The organism is Paenibacillus sp. NPDC057934, from assembly GCF_042887565.1.
Classification (GTDB): Bacteria; Bacillota; Bacilli; order Paenibacillales; family Paenibacillaceae; genus Paenibacillus_AQ.
The window spans coordinates 217,056-234,856 of record NZ_JBHVPB010000009.1; the positions used below are offsets into that span (position 1 = coordinate 217,056).

Here is a 17,801-nt window from a genome sequence, read left to right on the forward strand (position 1 = left end):
ACATGTACAGGAACGCCCGGAGTAGGCTGCCGGAGGAATCTCGCGGGGAATAAGGAGGAATATGTCATGGGAATGGGCCCAGATCCTTCATGGATGTTTGATTTTGCCGGAACAGTGATACCGATCTTTCTCGTTGTGATGGTTGGCATTGTCGCTATATCTGCAGGCAGGGGTCTGCTGCAATGGAGTCGGAATAATAGCTCACCCATGCTGACCACGCCTGCCCATATCGTGAGCAAACGAAGCGAAGTCAGACACCAGCAGCTTCAGGACGAAGGCGGATCGAGCCGAACCAGTACGACGTACTACTATTTGACCTACGAGTTGGAGGATGGAACAAGAATGGAGTTCAAGGTGAACGGCACCGAATACGGAATGAGCGTGGAAGGAGATCAGGGGCAGCTTAGCTATCAGGGCACCAGGTATCACGGATTCCTCCGCCAGCCTTCTTTTACATCTGCCGGTCATTCTTGAAGATCTCTAGGTAGCCGTTGCAATACTCCTATGCTTCCTGTACAATCCCCTTGTTTCCGGTTCACGGAACAGGGGGATATTTATATTATCGACAAATTTACATAGATGAAAGGAACGTGACAGGGATGAGCTTCAAGGACAAGACTGTTATTGTAACAGGAGCGGGACGTGGGATCGGCAGAGCGATAGCGATGAGTTATGCGACTGCAGGCGCGAACGTGATCGTTGCTGAGTTGGAAGAGAAGCGGGGGCGCCAGACGGTGAATGACATTGCCGAGTATGGGGGAAAGGCCCTCTTCGTCTTATGCGATGTGAGCCGTGAAGCCGACATCGTCGCTTTAATGCAGCGTACAGTTGAAACCTTCGGTACCATTGATATTTTGATCAACAATGCCGGAATTTCCAATCCGCATACCGCTTCCGTGTACGAGCTGTCGGTCGAGGATTGGGACAAGGTGATGAATACGAATGCCAGAAGTTGTTTTCTGGCAACCCGTGAGGCCGCAAAAATCATGAAGGGGAACCCGCAGGGAGGCGCCGTGATCAACCTCTCTTCCACACGTTCCCTGATGTCTGAAGCTCATACAGAAGCGTATGCAGCTTCCAAAGGCGCGATCACCGCGCTTACACATGCCATGGCGATCTCGCTAGGGCCGGATGGTATTACAGTAAACTGTATTAGTCCAGGCTGGATTGAAACAGAGAACTACAGTGAGCTGCGTGCAATCGACCATAAACAGCATCCATCAGGGCGGGTCGGCACTCCTCAGGATATTGCCCGTGCTTGTCTGTATCTTAGCGCAGAAGACAATAACTTCGTGACAGGTACCCAGCTTGTGATTGATGGCGGAATGACCCGCAAAATGATCTACGAGCCATAGAATGATTTCCTGAAGTTATGAATTGGAAGCTAAAATTGCCTACGGACTGTCACCTCTTGGGCGGATGCACATACAATACAACGTGCAGTAAAGAGCGAAATCGCTGTTCTGCGAAGTAGCCATTACAAGGAGGGACGCGTGTGGCCGTCATTAAAGCGAACTCGGCAGATGTGAGAGTACTGGCGCGGCTAATGAGAGCGGAAGCTGAAGAGGACGGAGATCTTGGGATGCTGATGGTAGGCAATGTCGGCGTCAACCGCATTTTGGGCAATTGCCTCGACTTCAAAAACATCCGCAATGTCGATGATATGGTGTATCAAAGTCCGGGAGGTTTTGAAGCGCCGACTAAGAGTTACTTCTACCAGCGAGCGAGAGATGCCGATATTCGTCTGGCAAAAAGAGCCATCGGGGGAGAACGGACCTGGCCTGCTAGCAATGCTCTTTGGTTCTTCCGTCCGGCAGGTGATTGCCCAGACACTTGGTACAATCAGAGTAATACCGGCCGCTTTAAAGCTCATTGCTTCTTTTCTCCGACAAGCGGAGACTGTCCAGCCGTGTATTAGGCCCGGGGGCGCAAGCTCCCGATTAATTTTTAGGAGGTAATTTATCAATGATCGTTCAACAACCTTACCGTCCTGTTACTTACACGATCGGAAGTGTATCTTCAGGCACTATGGGTACGTCAAACAGCATGGCCCCAATGGGAACAATGGGTACGATGGGTGGCACAATGCAAACGGTACCTCCCCAAGTAACCAGCGGAAGTCCAATGACTCCATCAGGAACAGTAGTTTCGGCACCAGCCCCTGTATTTGAACAATCTTACATCGAGAATATTTTACGGCTGAATTTGGGTAAGGTTGGCACATTCTACATGACCTATGAGAACAATAAGGATTGGAACGCTAAAATCTTCAAAGGTAAATTGGAAGCAGCTGGACGTGACCACATCATCATTAGCGACCCGACAACGGGACAACGCATCATGTTACTTATGATCAATTTTGATTACGCGACTTTCGACGAACCTCTTACTTATCAATATCCTGGTGTTATCGGCAACACCGGTACACGTTACTATCGCTAAAATGGACTTTTAAGCCTCTCTCCGGACTGCCGGGGAGGGGCTTTTATTATTGAAACTTCTGGAAACGGCCTGAACACGCATGAGAGCTCGAATTCATCAGTAAAAGTCAAAGAATTGTGGTAAAACCTCATTATGCCGTCATACGCTGCGGTTTGACTGTGTAGATTATAAATATATAATAATGTATATATTTATATTCGTGACTATAGACAGGAGCTGAAAGCATTGGGGAATTGATTCAGAAGACTAACGATTTACATGCTGACATTTTGAAAAAACGAAGGAGGTGGGCCTATCCGCCCCGTGTGAGAACGGTGGATAGGAGCAAAATTTGAGCGACCCTTTACCCGGTATATTAAATGTAGGTTTAATGATTTTATTGGTGCTGTTGAACGGATTTTTTGTTTCCGTGGAGTATGCGATGGTGAAAGTGCGCAGCGGGCGCATTGATTCACTTATCGAAGAGGGCAGCAAAAGAGCGCTGTCTGTTAAACCTATTGTTCACAACTTAGATGCTTATCTATCTGCTTGTCAGCTTGGGATTACCCTGGCATCACTCGCGCTAGGATGGCTGGGTGAACCGGCAATTGCGACGCTGGTTGGGCCGCTGCTGGTTAGTATGGGCTTTGGCGCAACTACGGTTTATGTGATCTCTCTGATTATTGCCTTCATGCTAATTACAGTGCTGCATATTGTGCTTGGCGAGCTTGCACCGAAGACGATTGCTGTCAACAAGGCTGAAGCAGTACTTCTGCTAACCGCAGGACCGATGAATGTCTTTTACAAGCTAATGTTTCCATTTATCTGGGTTGTCAACAATCTGGCGCGTGGCTTACTACGACTTTTCCGACTGACGCCTCCAACTGAGCTCGGAACAGCTCATACTGAGGAAGAGATTCGGATTCTGATGCAGGAAAGCAATAAAAGCGGATTGATTGACAACACTGAAATGACACTGGTTGACAACATTTTTGAATTTGCTGATACGATGGCTCGAGAGATTATGATTCCACGTACGGAAATGATTTGTCTGAACAATCATCTGTCAGTGGAGGAGAACATTAATATTGCCTTTGAAGGCATGCGAACTCGTTATCCAGTTTGTGATGGCGACAAGGACCATATTCTTGGCTTCATTCACATTAAGGACTTGATCAGGGAACGTGTTCCCCAGTATCATGAATTGATTCGCCCGATTCTTACCGTACCGGAATCCATCCAGATCAGTGCGTTGCTAAAGGTCATGCAGCGGGCCAAGACTCAGATCGCCATTCTCATTGACGAATATGGTGGAACTTCTGGGATGGTTACCCTGGAAGATATCATGGAAGAGATCGTAGGGGAAATCCAGGATGAATTCGATGAGGAGCGCCCCGGTGTGGAGAAGCTGGGGGAGGATGAATACTCCATCGATGGCTTGATGCTGATCGAGGAGATCAACGACCTTCTGGGTCTGCACATGGAGACCGATGATTATGATACCCTGGGTGGGTGGCTCTATTCCAAACTGGAAGTGAATCCCCCGCAGATGGGCCAGTCCATTACATTCGACAATCATTTGATTAGTGTTGAGGAAATGGACCATAAGCGTATCTCTCGAATCAAACTGCTTAAGATAGAGATTCTCGCCGAAGAAGCCGGAGCTTAGGCATTTCATAGATTAATAGTACAAGGGCATAGCGTCATTTAACGGCGCTGTGCTTTTTTTGTTTGTTATTTTTCCACATTACATGCCTCAAACTCAACAGTATTGATTGCCAAGGTGAGTTCTTTAATTATATAATTTTAAAATATTATACTATGCCCGTCCGTAACGGACAGAAAGGAACGATCCTTGAGCAAACCTAAGAAGAAGAGTCCAGCGGCTTCTCAATTAAATAAACAGGAGAGAGACCGCACCAAGCAAGATAAACAGAAACAGACGAACACAATGTTTATTATCGGTACAATTGTCTTTGTAGTCATTATTTTTGTAGTCCTATTTATGATGGCATCCAAGGATACTTCCTCCACCACCACAGCGGCAGAGCCGACGAGCTTCAATTACAGTGAGCTGCCGAGACTGGGTAAAGAGGATGCACCGGTCAAAATTGTTGAATTTGGAGACTTCAAATGTCCCGCTTGTGCCCAATTCACGGGGTTAATAAAACCGCAAATCGTGAAAGAACTGGTTGAGCCAGGAAAAGCCTCTTTTTACTTTGTGAATATGGCCTTTATCGGTCCTGATTCCGAAACAGCTTCACTGGCTGCGCTGTCCATTTATCATCAGAATGCTGATGAGTTCTGGAAGTTCTTTGATGCCGTATATGCAAATCAGGGAGATGAGAATGCCAAGTGGGCTACCGAGGATTATTTGGTAGGCTTGGCTGAGAAGGAAAAGCTGAACATTGATCTGGAGCTGCTGCGCAAGGATATCAAGGATCGGACGTATTATGACGAACTGCAGCGTGACATTAAGACAGCTTCCGACGCAGGGGTTAATAATACGCCAACCCTCTTCATTAATGGCGTGAAATCCGCAGAACCGTTTAACTTTGACGCTATTTCGGCAGAAGTAGATGCTGCAGCCAAAGCGGCGGAGGCCAAGTGAAATGAGTAAATTCTCCCTATTTTGCCGCCGTAACGCTCTTTACCTGGCTTGGTTTGTGTCAGTGGTGGCCGTGGCAGGCAGCCTATACTTGAGTGAGGTTCTAAAGTATGAGCCCTGCAAGCTCTGCTGGTTCCAGCGCATCTTTATGTATCCCCAGCTCTTTTTGCTAGGCATTGCTACGTACCGGGGAGACAAGCGCATTATTCCTTATGTGCTGCCGCTGAGCATTATCGGGGGAAGCATTTCACTGTATCACTACGCAGAACAGAAAATTCCCGCTCTCAGCAAGATTATTCCTTGCACGGTGGGAGTTCCTTGTAACAAGGATTATTTGAATTATTTTGGTTTTATCACGATTCCGTTTATGGCGTTAATCGCTTTTGCCTTGATCACAGTTTTACTCTGGTTTGGCCGCAAGCCTCTGGAGCAGGAAACAGAAGAAGCATAATCAAGTACAACCAATAAATATTCCCTGCTGATTCGTCACAAATAACGTCAAAATGTTATAAAAACACGGGCCGAAGGGATAATAGAAGAGAATGAAAGAGCGGACAGTTCCCGATATAAAATTTGCGGGTTTTGAATGTTTTTTCATTCTTTTTTCATTTTTTTCACCGCTTTACTGGATGCACTTTGTAGACTAATATTAGACCTTGTGAGAAGTTGAATATGCGCTGAATTTTCCTAGGAAAAACGGGGGAACCAATCTTGGCATACGATGCCAAAGGGGTGAATCGGAAGCGGCCAATATGGCCGGGACCGTAGGGCTACCACAGCCCGAATCCGCCAGCTAACCTCGTAAGCAAAGGTGGGATAATGACCATGCCATAGGCGTGCGGATCATTTCCGTATGCTTATTTTTGTGCCTGCATTTATGAAATCCACCCGTGAAAACGGCGCACGGTATGACCGATTCAACTCACAAAGAGAGGAACTGTTTCTACAATGGTAAGCAAAGTAAAACGACTTTTGATCGGCCGTCCGATGAAATCGAACGAACTCGATCATGAAAAGTTATCCAAGGTGAAAGCACTGGCTGTTCTGTCTTCAGATGCGCTCTCGTCTGTGGCCTACGGAACGGAACAAATTCTGATTGTACTGGTCGCCGCGGGGTTCACAGCGATCTGGTACTCCCTGCCAATTGCACTTGCCGTATTGGGACTGCTGGCGATTCTGATTTTATCATACCGGCAGACGATCTTTGCTTATCCACAAGGCGGCGGTGCTTATATCGTAGCTAAGAACAATCTGGGTGTTCCGACCGGGCTTTTGGCTGGTGGCTCTTTGTTGGTGGATTACATTCTAACGGTTGCCGTAAGTGCGTCCGCAGGTACTGATGCGATCACATCGGCTTTTCCAAGCTTGCATGGGCATACTGTTCTTATTGCAGTGACCGTAATTATCATCCTAACGATACTTAATCTACGCGGCGTAACAGAATCCGCATCTTTCATTGCTGTTCCTGTATACCTGTTTGTTATTTCCATTTTCGTCTTAATTATTTCAGGGGTTATAAAATATGCCACGGGCGGCGCGCATGCCCATGTTCCCGAAATCGGGACTGCGGTATCCAATGTCAGCTTGTTCCTGCTCCTGAAGGCTTTTAGCTCTGGCTGTTCGGCTTTAACCGGGGTCGAGGCTGTGTCCAATGCCATTCCGAACTTTAAAGCGCCTGCTGAGAAAAATGCGGCCAAAACCCTAATGGCCATGGGCCTCATTCTAGGAATTATGTTCACAGGCATAACCGTTCTGGCGTACTGGTATGGCATTGTGCCTGACGAGAAAGCTACCGTCGTATCCCAGATCACGGAATCCACCTTTGGACGCGGCGTGCTGTATTTCTTCATTCAAGGGATTACCGCTGTTATTTTGTTCCTGGCAGCCAATACCGCTTACTCGGCGTTCCCGCTGCTTGCCTGTATGTTCGCCAAAGACAAATACATGCCGCATGCATTCATGGTCCGTGGTGACCGGCTCGGTTTCTCGAACGGGATCATTTTCCTCGGTGTGATGTCTGCACTATTGGTAGCCGCATTTCACGGGAATACAGAAGGCCTGATTCCACTGTATGCTGTCGGGGTGTTCATTCCATTTACACTGTCGCAGCTGGGTATGATGGTTCGCTGGTACAAATTGAAGCCGGCTGGCTGGCAAAGTAAATTTGTTGTCAACACAATCGGGATGCTGACGACATTAACGATTACGCTGATTTTCATCATCACCAAATTCTCCAGTGTGTGGATGGCCTTTATCTTCCTGCCAATCGTAATGTTCGTGTTCTACCGCATACATGGTCACTACATGAATACGGCGGATCAGCTCCGTATCTGTCTCGACAAGGATAAACCAGTCATTAAAGGAAGCACCGTGGTTGTGCCTGTAGCTGGTGTTACCCGCGCCGTTTTGCATTCGCTTAGTTACGCAAAGTCGTTAACGGATAACGTGGTTGCAGTGTACGTCGGTTTTGATGAAGAGGAGATTCACCGGATGGAGCAGAAGTGGGAGGAATGGAATCCGGGTGTACGACTTATTGTCCTACGCTCTCGGTACCGCAGCATTCTCCGTCCACTGCTCAAGTTCATCGATACGGTGGAGTGGAAGACCGCTTCGACAGATCACATCACGATCCTGATTCCGCAATTTATTACGAAGCATTGGTGGCAGGCTCTATTGCATAACCAGACCAGTTTCTTGATTCGTTCCTATCTAATGAACCAGAAGGATGTCGTGGTCGCCACAGTGCCTTATCATTTGAACAAATAGCTCAGAATTAGCTGTACATTAAAGAGAAGTCGCGATGCGGCTTCTTTTTTTGTTTCGAATTGTATGTTGGTGTCAATCAGGCGCGAACCCTGTAGAATATTTAATATTTATGTTGACATAGATAATGAGAATCAATATCATTTAAAAGTGTTAAGATAAGAGGTAATGACTCTTTATAAGCCGAACAAAAGAAAGTAACGAAAAGCGAGAAGAAACGAAGGGGGAAGTTTGGAACTGTAGGAGCGAAAGCGACCGCCTAAAAGCTTTCCGAAGGAAAGCTCGCATCGGAAGCCTAAGCTTGTGTCCGGATTTCAACCGCTAGAAGCGGTTATTTAGATGAAATCTGGAAACAACAGCGGCCGGAAGTCCAAACATTCCACCGTAGTGACGACCGAGCCTTACGTTCAAATCTTAAGTTCGTCTTATATAGAATAGGAATGGAAGTAGATACAAGGGGGATATTGAATGTTTGCATTAAAAAGAAATAAATCAGGCAGCACAAAGCTGGCGATGGCGGGTTTAGCGGCCCTCATGGTGATCTTGTCTGCTTGTGGCAATAACAATGCCGGGAACGCGGCTAATAGCGCTGCTGGATCAACGACTGCACCTTCTGCTGAAGCTACTGCAGCCCCGAGTCAAGGGGAGGAGAAGACGGTAACAGATGCCATGGGTCATCAGGTCATCATCCCTGCTAAGCCGCAACGGGTACTTGCTTCCTATCTTGAAGATCACTTGGTTACACTGGGGGTTACACCTGTAGCGCAGTGGTCGGTTCCAAACGGAATACAGGAGTATCTGTCTCCAGAATTAAAAGATGTTCCGACGATCAGCTATGATCTTCCGCTTGAAGCGGTGACTAGCTTTGCGCCGGATCTTATCATCGTGGATTCGGAATCCGCCGTCCAGAACGGCCTGTATGATCAATATAACAAAATCGCACCTACGTATGTGCTTGGCGATGCCTTGAACAAAGACTGGCGCAAAGCTTTGACGACTATTGGTGACTTGCTCGGCAAGAGTGCAGAAGCCGCGCAAGCGATCAAAGATTATGATCAGAAAGCCGTAGAAGCTAAAGAGAAGCTTGCCAGTGTTGCGGGCGGACAGTCTGCCGCTGCGCTATGGCTGGTGCAAAAGAATTTCTACCTGGTAGATGAGACACGTGCCAGCGGGGAAGTGTTGTATAAGGATCTGGGACTGGCTTCACCAAATCTGGTGACAGAAATTCCGACGGATCAGAGAGCGACATGGAATCCGATCTCTTTGGAAAAGCTCTCTGAACTGAAAGCTGATCATATCTTCCTGGTGAACAGTGACAAATCGGACAGCTCGGAAATTTTGAACAGCGCGACCTGGAAGAGTATCCCTGCAGTCAAATCAGGACATGTCTATGAGCTGAGTTCCAACAGCACCTGGTTGTATAGCGGAGCGACTGCAGATTCCAAAACCATTGACGATATATTGAAGTTTCTCGTTAAATAATAAGCTTTTTTCATATGATCCACTGCAATTTTTGTAGATGTCGTTATCGGGATATTGTACATACTTCATATATTTGCGATAATGAGAATGATTCTTGTTATTACTCAATAAGGAGACAAGTTATTGAATGGTTTCATCCCAGGATTCAGATTCCATAGATAGTACCAAGTTAAGGACAACTGATCTTCCAATTACTTCGCGGCCGACAGCGGCGATTGTCATTCTGATCATTGGTTTGGGAGGTATTCTGTTCGGACTCGCGCTCTCAATTTCAGTAGGCGCAGCGGATATCAGACTATCCACAGTCTGGGAAGCTGTATTTCATTTTAATCCTGACATACGGCAGCATCAGGTGATATGGGAGCTGCGCATCCCGCGCTCCCTCGCCGGGGCACTGGTTGGAGCCTGCTTTGCCGTAGCTGGAGCTATGATGCAGGGGATGACCCGCAACCCGCTAGCGGATTCCGGCCTGCTTGGTTTGAATGCCGGAGCGACAGCTGCGCTAGCCTTAGCCTTTGCTTTTACACCTTCGATGCCGTTCACATTGATTATGCTGTTTTGTTTTATCGGCGCAGCGTTAGCGGCCTTGCTTGTGTTCGGGATAGGCTCCCTCTCCCGCAATGGATTAACACCCATTCGGCTTACACTTGCCGGAGCTGCAGTAAGTGCGCTCTTGCTAGCTGTCAGCCAGGGAGTAGCGATCCTGTTCCACCTGTCTCAGGACTTAACGTTCTGGCTGGCCGGCGGGGTCGCCGGAACGACATGGGGTCAGCTTAAGATCATGGCAACGCCAATTCTCGTAGCTCTTGTTGTGGCAATGATGATGTCTCGTTCCATTACACTGCTCAGCCTCGGCAGCGAGGTGGCAGCGGGACTCGGTCAGAATACAAAGCTGGTACAGGCCGGAGGCATGGTCACGGTTGTGGTGCTTGCCGGAACGGCGGTTTCGGCTGTAGGCCCGATTGCTTTTGTCGGTCTGCTCATTCCTCATATTACCCGTTATCTGGTAGGCATTGATTACCGCTGGGTGATTCCTTGTTCAGCTGTACTTGGCAGTCTGCTCCTGATCTTTGCAGATATTGGAGCCAGACTCCTGAATGCACCTTATGAGACGCCGATCGGCGCTCTAATCTCGCTGCTCGGTGTACCGTTCTTTATTTACTTGGCGAGCAGACGGAAGGGGGCGCTGTCATGAGCAAGCTCATCCTCAGTTCTTATGAGAAGCAGAGACGTACAAGGAACATAACGGTTCTGTTACTGCTAGGTTTTCTTATCGCTGCTGTGTTCATCATCAGCATGAATACAGGCTTTATGCGTCTCTCACCACTAGAGGTGCTGCATACGATCGGCGGACAAGGAAATCATCAGCAGAAGCTGATCCTGTTTGATTTCCGGTTGCCTCGTATCGTGATTTCGCTGCTAGTCGGGGCGGGCTTTGCAGTCTCCGGCTGTATACTGCAAAGCTTGTCGCGCAATGCATTAGCTGAACCTTCTACCTTAGGGATCACCGCAGGTGCTGGTTTTGCGGTCATCTTGTTCATTTCTTTCTTTCCAGCTACAACGGCGGCGCCGATTTACGTGCTTCCACTGCTAGCCTTGCTGGGCGCCGGCCTTACAGCCGCGCTAATCTACATCCTGGCTTTTCGCCGGGAAGGGCTGTCCCCGGCAAGGCTTGTGCTGATCGGGATCGCGGTTGCCGCAGGGATCAACGCCTACCAGATTGTGCTGGCGCTGAGGCTCGATCCCAAGAATTATCAATTCGTAGCCACCTGGATGGCCGGGAAGATCTGGGGTGGCGATTGGCGCTTTGTACTGGCGCTGCTGCCATGGATTGTCGTTCTTCTGCCATTCGCGTTCTATAAAGCCCGAGTGCTGAATGTATTGAATCTGGGCGACCAGATGTCCACCGGGCTTGGCGCTCCGGTGGAGCGTGAACGCCTGCTGCTACTCGCTGCTGCAGTTGCTCTTGCAGGCTCCTGTGTGGCGGTCAGCGGCGGCATCGGCTTCGTAGGTCTGATCGCCCCGCACCTGGCCCGCAGGCTGGTCGGACCGCGGCATCAAGTGCTGCTGCCGGCCGCTGCCCTTACAGGCGGACTCCTGTTACTAGCTGCCGATACCATCGGCCGCTGGATTATGCAGCCGGCGGAAGTGCCGGCAGGCGTCGTAGTGGCTGTAATCGGTGCACCCTATTTTTTATACTTACTTGCCAAATCAAGAGCTTAATTTATTCTACAAATCCAATATTAACGGGCCTACCCCGAAAAACTACAGGGAGTGAAGATCATGTCAGAACGTTTGAATACAGAACAGCTAAGTATCGGGTACTCGGAAGCTACTATAGTTAAGGGATTGAACCTCACGCTTCCAACAGGGAAAATAACGGCGCTTGTCGGGGCTAACGGCTCTGGAAAGTCCACGATTCTGAAGACGATGGCCCGGATCATGAAGCCGAAGAGCGGCAGTGTAATGCTGGACGGAAAATCCATTCATAACCTCTCCACTAAAGAAGTGGCTCGCCAGCTGGCGATTTTACCACAAAACCCAACAGCACCGGACGGACTCACTGTGGCGGAATTGGTCAGCTACGGTCGTTATCCGCATCAAAAGGGCTTCGGTACATTGACACCAGAAGATCGCACAATTATCTCTAATGCTATCGCTGAGACGGGGATGTCGGACTTCCATGACCGCCCGATTGACCGTCTCTCCGGAGGACAACGTCAGCGCGCCTGGATTGCGATGGCATTGGCGCAAGAGACGGATATTCTGTTCTTGGATGAACCTACAACGTTCCTCGATATGGCACATCAACTGGAAGTTCTGCAATTGCTGCAAAAGCTGAATGAAGAGAAGGGCCGTACCATCATCATGGTAGTTCATGACTTGAATCATGCTTCCCGGTACGCGCAGCATATGGTGGCGATCAAGTCCGGTACAGTCATTAGCGAAGGAGCGCCAGCTGACGTAATGACTACACCGGTTCTGCGTGAAGTGTTCGGCATCGAGGCCGATATTATGCCAGATCCGCGCACGGGTGTTCCGCTGTGTCTCCCATATGAGCTTGCGGCTTACAAAGCTGTTGGATTGTAGCCAATTCCCGTGAGGAAAAATGGTTATATCGCCATAAAATCATCCATAATATAAATATATATATAGAAGAACAGGCTCCCGTCATTGACAAGGGAGCCTGTTCGTTGTTAAAGTTGTGGTTGCCTGATCATCTACCCTTGCAACTTAGGTAGTGATTAGTTTGGCATATTGTATTGCAGAGGCTTGAATTTCTTCATCCGTGATGGTCATTGCACCGCTGATAATGAAGTAAGGCAGCAGTTTTGTACCAATAAGATTGGAAGTAGCTTCAATAGGTCTAAGCAGCTCTTCTAGACTGAATTTGTTATAGCCAGTTGGTGTATAAGCTTCCTTAGGACCGCCGGTGGACAATGCAATCTGCAATTCCTTGCCATGCAGCTTGTTGCCGTTCTCGCCATAAGCCCAGCCGTAGGTAAGCACGGAATCGAACCATTTTTTCAAAAGTGGCGGTGTGCTGTACCAATAGAAGGGATATTGAAGCACGATGCGGTCATGCTGTTCCACCAGCTTCTGCTCACGCTCTACATTGATAACCTCTGAAGGGTACGTCTCATAAAGATTGTGTACGGTAACATCAGTGTTGGCCTTGAGGTATTCCTGCCAGTATTTATTGATCTTGGATTGTTCAAGGTTGGGGTGTGCGACGATAACTAAAGTTGACATGAGTTAACTTCCTTTCCATAATGAAAATTAATTTTTAATGTTTAACCTGTAATCATTATAGTTACAAGTTTATGTCCCGTCAAGCGGGTTTATTTCTATTCCATCAAAGGGGTATGCAATATGAATATCAGCAAAGTTCAGAACGATCTGCAAGCTATGGTTACAGCAGGCATCGTTATAAGTCATGAGGAATTAAAGGGACGTGTATTTACCAAAATGGGGGGCAGGGCAGATATATTGGCAGCTCCCGCTACTTATGAAGAAATTCAGAAAATTGTTACATATGCGAATGAGCAGCGTATTCCGCTCACGGTACTTGGCAATGGCTCCAATGTCATTATCCGTGATGGAGGGGTACGCGGCATTGTGCTTCAAACCTCGGACCTGACCGGTATGGAAGTGCGCGACGGTCTGTTGTATGCCGAGTGCGGCGCCAAAATTATTGATGTATCGCGCTATGCGCTGGATCAGGAATTGACGGGTCTGGAATTTGCTTGCGGCATCCCTGGTACAGTAGGAGGCGCTCTATATATGAACGCAGGAGCCTACGGTGGTGAGGTCAAGGATGTACTTCACAGCGCTGTTGTCTTGAACAAGGCCGGTGAGCTGATAACGCTTCAGGGTGACCAAATGCAATGGGGATACCGTAAGAGTATCTTTTCAAGTGGTGAATACGTTGTTCTGGAGGCACGGTTTGCCCTTAAGCCAGGGGAAGCTACAGCTATCAAGTCGGTCATGGATGAATTGACATTCCTCCGGGAATCGAAGCAGCCACTGGAATACCCGTCTTGTGGTAGTGTTTTCAAGCGTCCTCCAGGACGGTTTGCCGGCCAGTTAATCCAGGAAAGCGGACTCCAGGGAACCCGCATCGGCGGTGCCGAGGTGTCCCGTAAACACGCTGGGTTTATTGTAAATGCAGATCACGCCACGGCCAGCGACTATATCGGTCTGATCCAACATGTTAGAGACACCGTGAAGAATAAATTTGACGTAGAGCTGGAAACCGAAGTGGAGATCATCGGCGAAGAGTAGTGAGATATGAACAGGCAAGAGGCTGCGGGCGTTTATCCGCAGCCTCTTTTTGTTATCCAATCGAAGCAGGCGTTGTTATTTTGTTACAGATTACATGTGGATTAAACGCTCCGAAGTGTCATTCTTTAGACAAGGTGTAATGGGCACGGTCTGTCTTCACCTCTGCGGCTTCTGCATCCGAACGATTGAGTCGCAGCCCGCTGACTGCAATTTCGAAATTAGTCTGGGGCAAGCGCACCAGTTCGCCATCTCTGTTCAAAGTGCTTCCCGAACCTCTAAGAATCAACGCACTGTCCAGATAATCGTCAATAACATCATCTGCATCACGGTAATCGACGCCTTCCAGCTTGAAATGAATGGTGTCCGTATCGGAAAGCTCCTGCTTCTCAATGAGAATCGTCTTGTTCACCTGTGTATTCAGCCAATCTGAGAGTTGTTGTACCTGCTGTTCCATGACCTGATCCCATCCTTTAGAAGATGATCTATAGGCTATAAGTTACCCTGTTCGCCCAAAATGAATCCGTCATTTTTGCCGTCGTTAAACAATTTATTGTATTAATAATCAATCCATTTAATCATTATGTTTTTATACTTGTCATCCCCGTACACCCCATGGTATAGTTCAAGACGCACGATATCAGTTAAAGAAGAAGTCTGCGTCATTGCACGCAGGAGAGGTTCGCAAACTCCCTCTATAAAAAACTAAGACCCTTAAGGGACGTCAGATGCCACTACGAATGATGTTCCGCGTATAAACGGGATAACTCTGTCCATAGGTCAGAACTCGTTTATTCTTAGTAGAGCCAAGTTTTCGAAATCTCGTTCTTCTTTCCAATTCCGGCCCCGGCCGAAGGAAAAGAGAGGGATTTTTTGTCATGTCCGAAGGAAGATTGAAAGATGAAATGAAGGAAGTTACACTGCTGGGCAATCAGGGAACACAGTACCATTTTGGCTATGCGCCAGAGGTGCTGGAATCGTTCGATAACAAGCATCCGGGACGCGATTATTTCGTCAAGTTCAATTGCCCGGAATTCACCAGTCTGTGCCCCGTTACGGGCCAACCAGATTTTGCGACACTGTACATCTCGTACATCCCGGAGCAAAAAATGGTGGAATCCAAATCGCTGAAGCTGTATTTATTCAGTTTCCGCAACCATGGAGATTTTCATGAGGATTGCGTTAACATCATCATGAACGATCTCATCAGCCTGATGGACCCGCGCTATATTGAAGTATGGGGTAAATTCACTCCGCGGGGCGGCATTTCGATTGATCCTTATTGCAATTGGGGACGTCCGGGAACAAAGTATGAGGCAATGGCGGAGCACCGTCTAATGAATCATGATCTCTACCCGGAAAAAGTGGATAACCGCTAACCCTATTTTGTAAAAAAAGGAGATTTCGAAAAATGAATAAAAAAGCATTGGTCGTCTTCAGCGGCGGCCAGGACAGCACGACCTGTCTGATCTGGGCGCTTCAACACTATGATGAGGTGCAAGTGGTCACGTTCAACTATAACCAGCGGCATGCCGCCGAGATTGAGGTTTCGCAGCAAATTGCCGCTGATTTTAAAGTGAAACAGCATATTCTCGATTTGGGTCTGCTAAATCAGTTGGCACCCAACGCATTGACACGGGATGATATCGCCATTGAAGAAGGAGCAGCGAATGAGCTTCCCAGCACCTTTGTGGATGGACGGAATCTGCTGTTCCTGTCGTTTGCGGCCATTCTTGCCAAGCAGCTTGGGTATCACCATATCGTAACAGGCGTCTGCCAGACCGATTTCAGCGGATATCCAGACTGCCGTGATGTGTTCGTGAAATCGCTGAATGTGACGCTGAATCTGTCTATGGACTATGAATTCGTGATTCATACGCCGCTGATGTGGCTGGATAAAAAAGAAACTTGGAAAATGGCCGACGAATTGGGCCACTTTGATTATATTCGTGAGTGCACACTGACCTGTTACAACGGGATCATTGGAAGTGGCTGCGGGACTTGTCCCGCGTGCCTCTTGCGCAGCCGTGGGCTGACGCAGTACGAAGGGGAGAGAAAGAAGGGTGACTCATGCTGAACGAGGTTTCGGTATGCAAAATCTTCACCTTTGACGCTGCCCACCAGCTTATCGGGCATAAGGGGAAATGCAGCAATCTTCACGGCCATACCTACAAGCTGGAGGTTGTGCTGAAGGGCGTTCCTTCAATGCAGGAGGGGCATTCTAACGAAGGTTTCGTCATTGACTTTAGCGAAATCAAGGCAAGGGTGCAAGAGGTGCTGATTGATCGTTTAGATCATGCTTTTCTCGCCACAGGCAATGAACCTGTACTTGAGTCGCTGTACAGCTCTGGCTCCAAGGTTGCCCAACTCTCGTTTCGTACAACAGCTGAGAATTTGTCATCCTATGCGGCCCATGAGTTGAAGAAAGCCGGGCTGCCGCTATATTCTGTGAAGCTCTGGGAGACCCCAACGTCATGGGCGGAAGTATTGGCCGAAGATCTCCCGGAAGAAGGTCCGTCTTACCGCCGTTACGGGGGGTGTGACTGTGAGTAAGCTGCCGGTCATTGAGATCTTTGGCCCTACTATACAGGGCGAGGGTGCGGTCATCGGGGTGAAAACGATGTTCGTACGTACTTACGGTTGTGACTACCGCTGTAGCTGGTGCGACTCGGCTTTTACCTGGGATGGAACAGCTAAAGATAAGGTACGCCTGTTGGAGCCGGAAATGATTGTAGAAGATCTGATGTCGCTAGCTGACGGTAATTTTGACAGCGTAACGATTTCTGGAGGCAACCCGGCGCTGATTGGCGAGGGGATGAAGCATTTCATCGACCTTCTTCATAGAAAAGGTATTCAGGTAGCTATCGAAACTCAAGGCAGTCGGTGGCAGGATTGGTTCTACGATGTGGATGTCTTAACCATCAGTCCGAAGCCGCCAAGCTCGGGGATGAAGACGGATTGGGATGTACTGGACCGGATTCTGCGGAATATGAGGGATCATGGACGTGGCACACATAATTTGAAGGTTGTGGTCTTTGGGGAAGAGGATTTGGAGTATGCCAAATCGGTTCATCGACGGTATGAGGATGTACAGCTCTTTCTGCAGCCGGGTAACGAAGATGTTAAGGAGACTGGTGACATCTCAGGAAGGCTGCTAAGGCGCCTGGAATGGCTGTTCAACAAGGTGATCGCCGATCCTGCGTTGAATCGAGTACGGGTACTGCCACAATTACATGCCTTAATCTGGCATAATAAACAAGGTAAGTAATAGATTTATTGAAATCAAGTCCGGTTTCTTCCGTGTGGAGAGGCCGGGCTTTTTTTATAGTAGAAAGAATAATTTACAATTTTTTATGGATAAGGCATTGCATTTTCTTTAATACCGAGTATAATACTTGGTATACAGAGAGTAAGGAGTCGGTACACATGTCAGTCGATGATTATCTGGATCTTTTAAATTACGCCAAAGCAATTAACGATGGACAGTGGCAGGCTGACATCATCGAGCGATTGAAGAACCTTCCGGTAGCTTCCGCTCAGAGTCAAAGAGAAGAAAGTGTCCGGGAATTGTGGGTACAATTTGACGAAGTTAATGCAGTATTGGTGGAATTGTTCAACAAGCTGCGTGAGAATGAGCCTACAGAGGATCAGAATTCGCTGAAAGAGAAGATCTGGGAGCTGAAGCTGGAACGGATCAGACTGGCGAAGGTGATTCAGAGTAAATATATCGGTATTAGATAGCAGG

Annotated in this window: 20 protein-coding genes and 2 riboswitches; of the genes, 18 read left to right on the forward strand and 2 right to left on the reverse strand. The window is 48.1% G+C overall.

Annotated features, from left to right (window positions below; genetic code table 11):
• Positions 1-72: 72 nt before the first annotated feature.
• The 12 genes from ACFVRY_RS21385 (at position 73) to ACFVRY_RS21440 (ending at position 12,364) form a co-directional block, all read left to right on the forward strand.
• Positions 73-474 carry a DUF2500 domain-containing protein gene (locus tag ACFVRY_RS21385; protein WP_387502459.1) on the forward strand — a complete coding sequence of 134 codons (402 nt, stop codon included), beginning with the start codon at positions 73-75 and terminating at the stop codon, positions 472-474.
• Between the two features lie 125 nt (positions 475-599).
• Positions 600-1,355 carry an SDR family NAD(P)-dependent oxidoreductase gene (locus tag ACFVRY_RS21390; protein WP_387502460.1) on the forward strand — a complete coding sequence of 252 codons (756 nt, stop codon included), beginning with the start codon at positions 600-602 and terminating at the stop codon, positions 1,353-1,355.
• A 140-nt stretch (positions 1,356-1,495) separates the two neighbouring features.
• Positions 1,496-1,918 (forward strand): cell wall hydrolase, encoded by a 423-nt coding sequence (locus ACFVRY_RS21395; RefSeq protein WP_387502326.1) that lies wholly within the window; start codon positions 1,496-1,498, stop codon positions 1,916-1,918.
• Positions 1,919-1,965: 47 nt separating this feature from the next.
• Positions 1,966-2,442, forward strand: coding sequence for a spore coat protein GerQ (gerQ, locus tag ACFVRY_RS21400; RefSeq protein WP_387502327.1), 477 nt, complete (start codon positions 1,966-1,968; stop codon positions 2,440-2,442).
• A 331-nt stretch (positions 2,443-2,773) separates the two neighbouring features.
• On the forward strand, positions 2,774-4,090 hold the full coding sequence (locus tag ACFVRY_RS21405; RefSeq protein ID WP_387502328.1) for a hemolysin family protein: 1,317 nt from the start codon (positions 2,774-2,776) through the stop codon (positions 4,088-4,090).
• A gap of 186 nt (positions 4,091-4,276) precedes the next feature.
• Positions 4,277-5,032: a DsbA family protein gene (locus ACFVRY_RS21410; RefSeq protein ID WP_387502329.1), complete on the forward strand. Its 756-nt coding sequence runs from the start codon at positions 4,277-4,279 to the stop codon at positions 5,030-5,032.
• Between the two features lies 1 nt (position 5,033).
• Positions 5,034-5,480, forward strand: a complete 447-nt coding sequence (locus ACFVRY_RS21415; RefSeq protein WP_379464000.1) for a disulfide oxidoreductase — start codon at positions 5,034-5,036, stop codon at positions 5,478-5,480.
• Positions 5,481-5,694: 214 nt separating this feature from the next.
• Positions 5,695-5,852: riboswitch (cyclic di-AMP (ydaO/yuaA leader) on the forward strand.
• Positions 5,853-5,977: 125 nt separating this feature from the next.
• Entirely contained in the window at positions 5,978-7,795 is a 1,818-nt protein-coding gene (locus ACFVRY_RS21420) for an APC family permease (protein ID WP_387502330.1), read from the forward strand.
• A gap of 465 nt (positions 7,796-8,260) precedes the next feature.
• Entirely contained in the window at positions 8,261-9,274 is a 1,014-nt protein-coding gene (locus tag ACFVRY_RS21425) for an iron-hydroxamate ABC transporter substrate-binding protein (RefSeq protein WP_387502331.1), read from the forward strand.
• Positions 9,275-9,401: 127 nt separating this feature from the next.
• Positions 9,402-10,469 (forward strand): FecCD family ABC transporter permease, encoded by a 1,068-nt coding sequence (locus ACFVRY_RS21430; protein WP_387502332.1) that lies wholly within the window; start codon positions 9,402-9,404, stop codon positions 10,467-10,469.
• The gene (locus ACFVRY_RS21435; protein WP_387502333.1) at positions 10,466-11,497 is read left to right on the forward strand and encodes a FecCD family ABC transporter permease; all 1,032 of its coding nucleotides are present in this window, start codon (positions 10,466-10,468) and stop codon (positions 11,495-11,497) included. The genes ACFVRY_RS21430 and ACFVRY_RS21435 overlap by 4 nt, the downstream gene beginning before the upstream one ends.
• A 60-nt stretch (positions 11,498-11,557) precedes the next feature.
• Complete coding sequence (locus ACFVRY_RS21440) at positions 11,558-12,364, forward strand: ABC transporter ATP-binding protein (protein ID WP_387502334.1); 807 nt, start codon at positions 11,558-11,560, stop codon at positions 12,362-12,364.
• Between the two features lie 144 nt (positions 12,365-12,508).
• On the opposite strand, the gene ACFVRY_RS21445 is transcribed toward ACFVRY_RS21440, so the two are convergent.
• Entirely contained in the window at positions 12,509-13,027 is a 519-nt protein-coding gene (locus ACFVRY_RS21445) for an NAD(P)H-dependent oxidoreductase (protein ID WP_387502335.1), read from the reverse strand.
• Positions 13,028-13,147: 120 nt separating this feature from the next.
• Here ACFVRY_RS21445 and murB point away from each other — a divergent pair, with 120 nt between their 5' ends.
• Positions 13,148-14,059: a UDP-N-acetylmuramate dehydrogenase gene (gene murB / locus ACFVRY_RS21450; RefSeq protein ID WP_387502336.1), complete on the forward strand. Its 912-nt coding sequence runs from the start codon at positions 13,148-13,150 to the stop codon at positions 14,057-14,059.
• A 118-nt stretch (positions 14,060-14,177) separates the two neighbouring features.
• On the opposite strand, the gene ymzB is transcribed toward murB, so the two are convergent.
• Positions 14,178-14,513 (reverse strand): protein YmzB, encoded by a 336-nt coding sequence (gene ymzB / locus ACFVRY_RS21455; protein ID WP_387502337.1) that lies wholly within the window; start codon positions 14,511-14,513, stop codon positions 14,178-14,180.
• A 214-nt stretch (positions 14,514-14,727) separates the two neighbouring features.
• Positions 14,728-14,771: riboswitch (PreQ1 riboswitch) on the forward strand.
• Positions 14,772-14,934: 163 nt separating this feature from the next.
• Between ymzB and queF the strand changes: the two genes are divergently transcribed.
• The 5 genes from queF to ACFVRY_RS21480 all read left to right on the forward strand — a co-directional run bounded on the left by queF (position 14,935) and on the right by ACFVRY_RS21480 (position 17,797).
• Complete coding sequence (queF, locus tag ACFVRY_RS21460; protein ID WP_175370159.1) at positions 14,935-15,435, forward strand: preQ(1) synthase; 501 nt, start codon at positions 14,935-14,937, stop codon at positions 15,433-15,435.
• Positions 15,436-15,467: 32 nt separating this feature from the next.
• Complete coding sequence (gene queC / locus ACFVRY_RS21465) at positions 15,468-16,133, forward strand: 7-cyano-7-deazaguanine synthase QueC (RefSeq protein ID WP_387502338.1); 666 nt, start codon at positions 15,468-15,470, stop codon at positions 16,131-16,133.
• Complete coding sequence (locus tag ACFVRY_RS21470; protein ID WP_387502339.1) at positions 16,127-16,609, forward strand: 6-pyruvoyl trahydropterin synthase family protein; 483 nt, start codon at positions 16,127-16,129, stop codon at positions 16,607-16,609. Before queC ends, ACFVRY_RS21470 begins: the two co-directional genes overlap by 7 nt.
• A complete protein-coding gene (queE, locus tag ACFVRY_RS21475) occupies positions 16,602-17,324 on the forward strand; it encodes a 7-carboxy-7-deazaguanine synthase QueE (RefSeq protein WP_387502340.1) in 723 nt (240 codons plus the stop codon). Before ACFVRY_RS21470 ends, queE begins: the two co-directional genes overlap by 8 nt.
• A 158-nt stretch (positions 17,325-17,482) precedes the next feature.
• Positions 17,483-17,797 (forward strand): hypothetical protein, encoded by a 315-nt coding sequence (locus ACFVRY_RS21480; protein ID WP_387502341.1) that lies wholly within the window; start codon positions 17,483-17,485, stop codon positions 17,795-17,797.
• Positions 17,798-17,801: the final 4 nt, after the last annotated feature.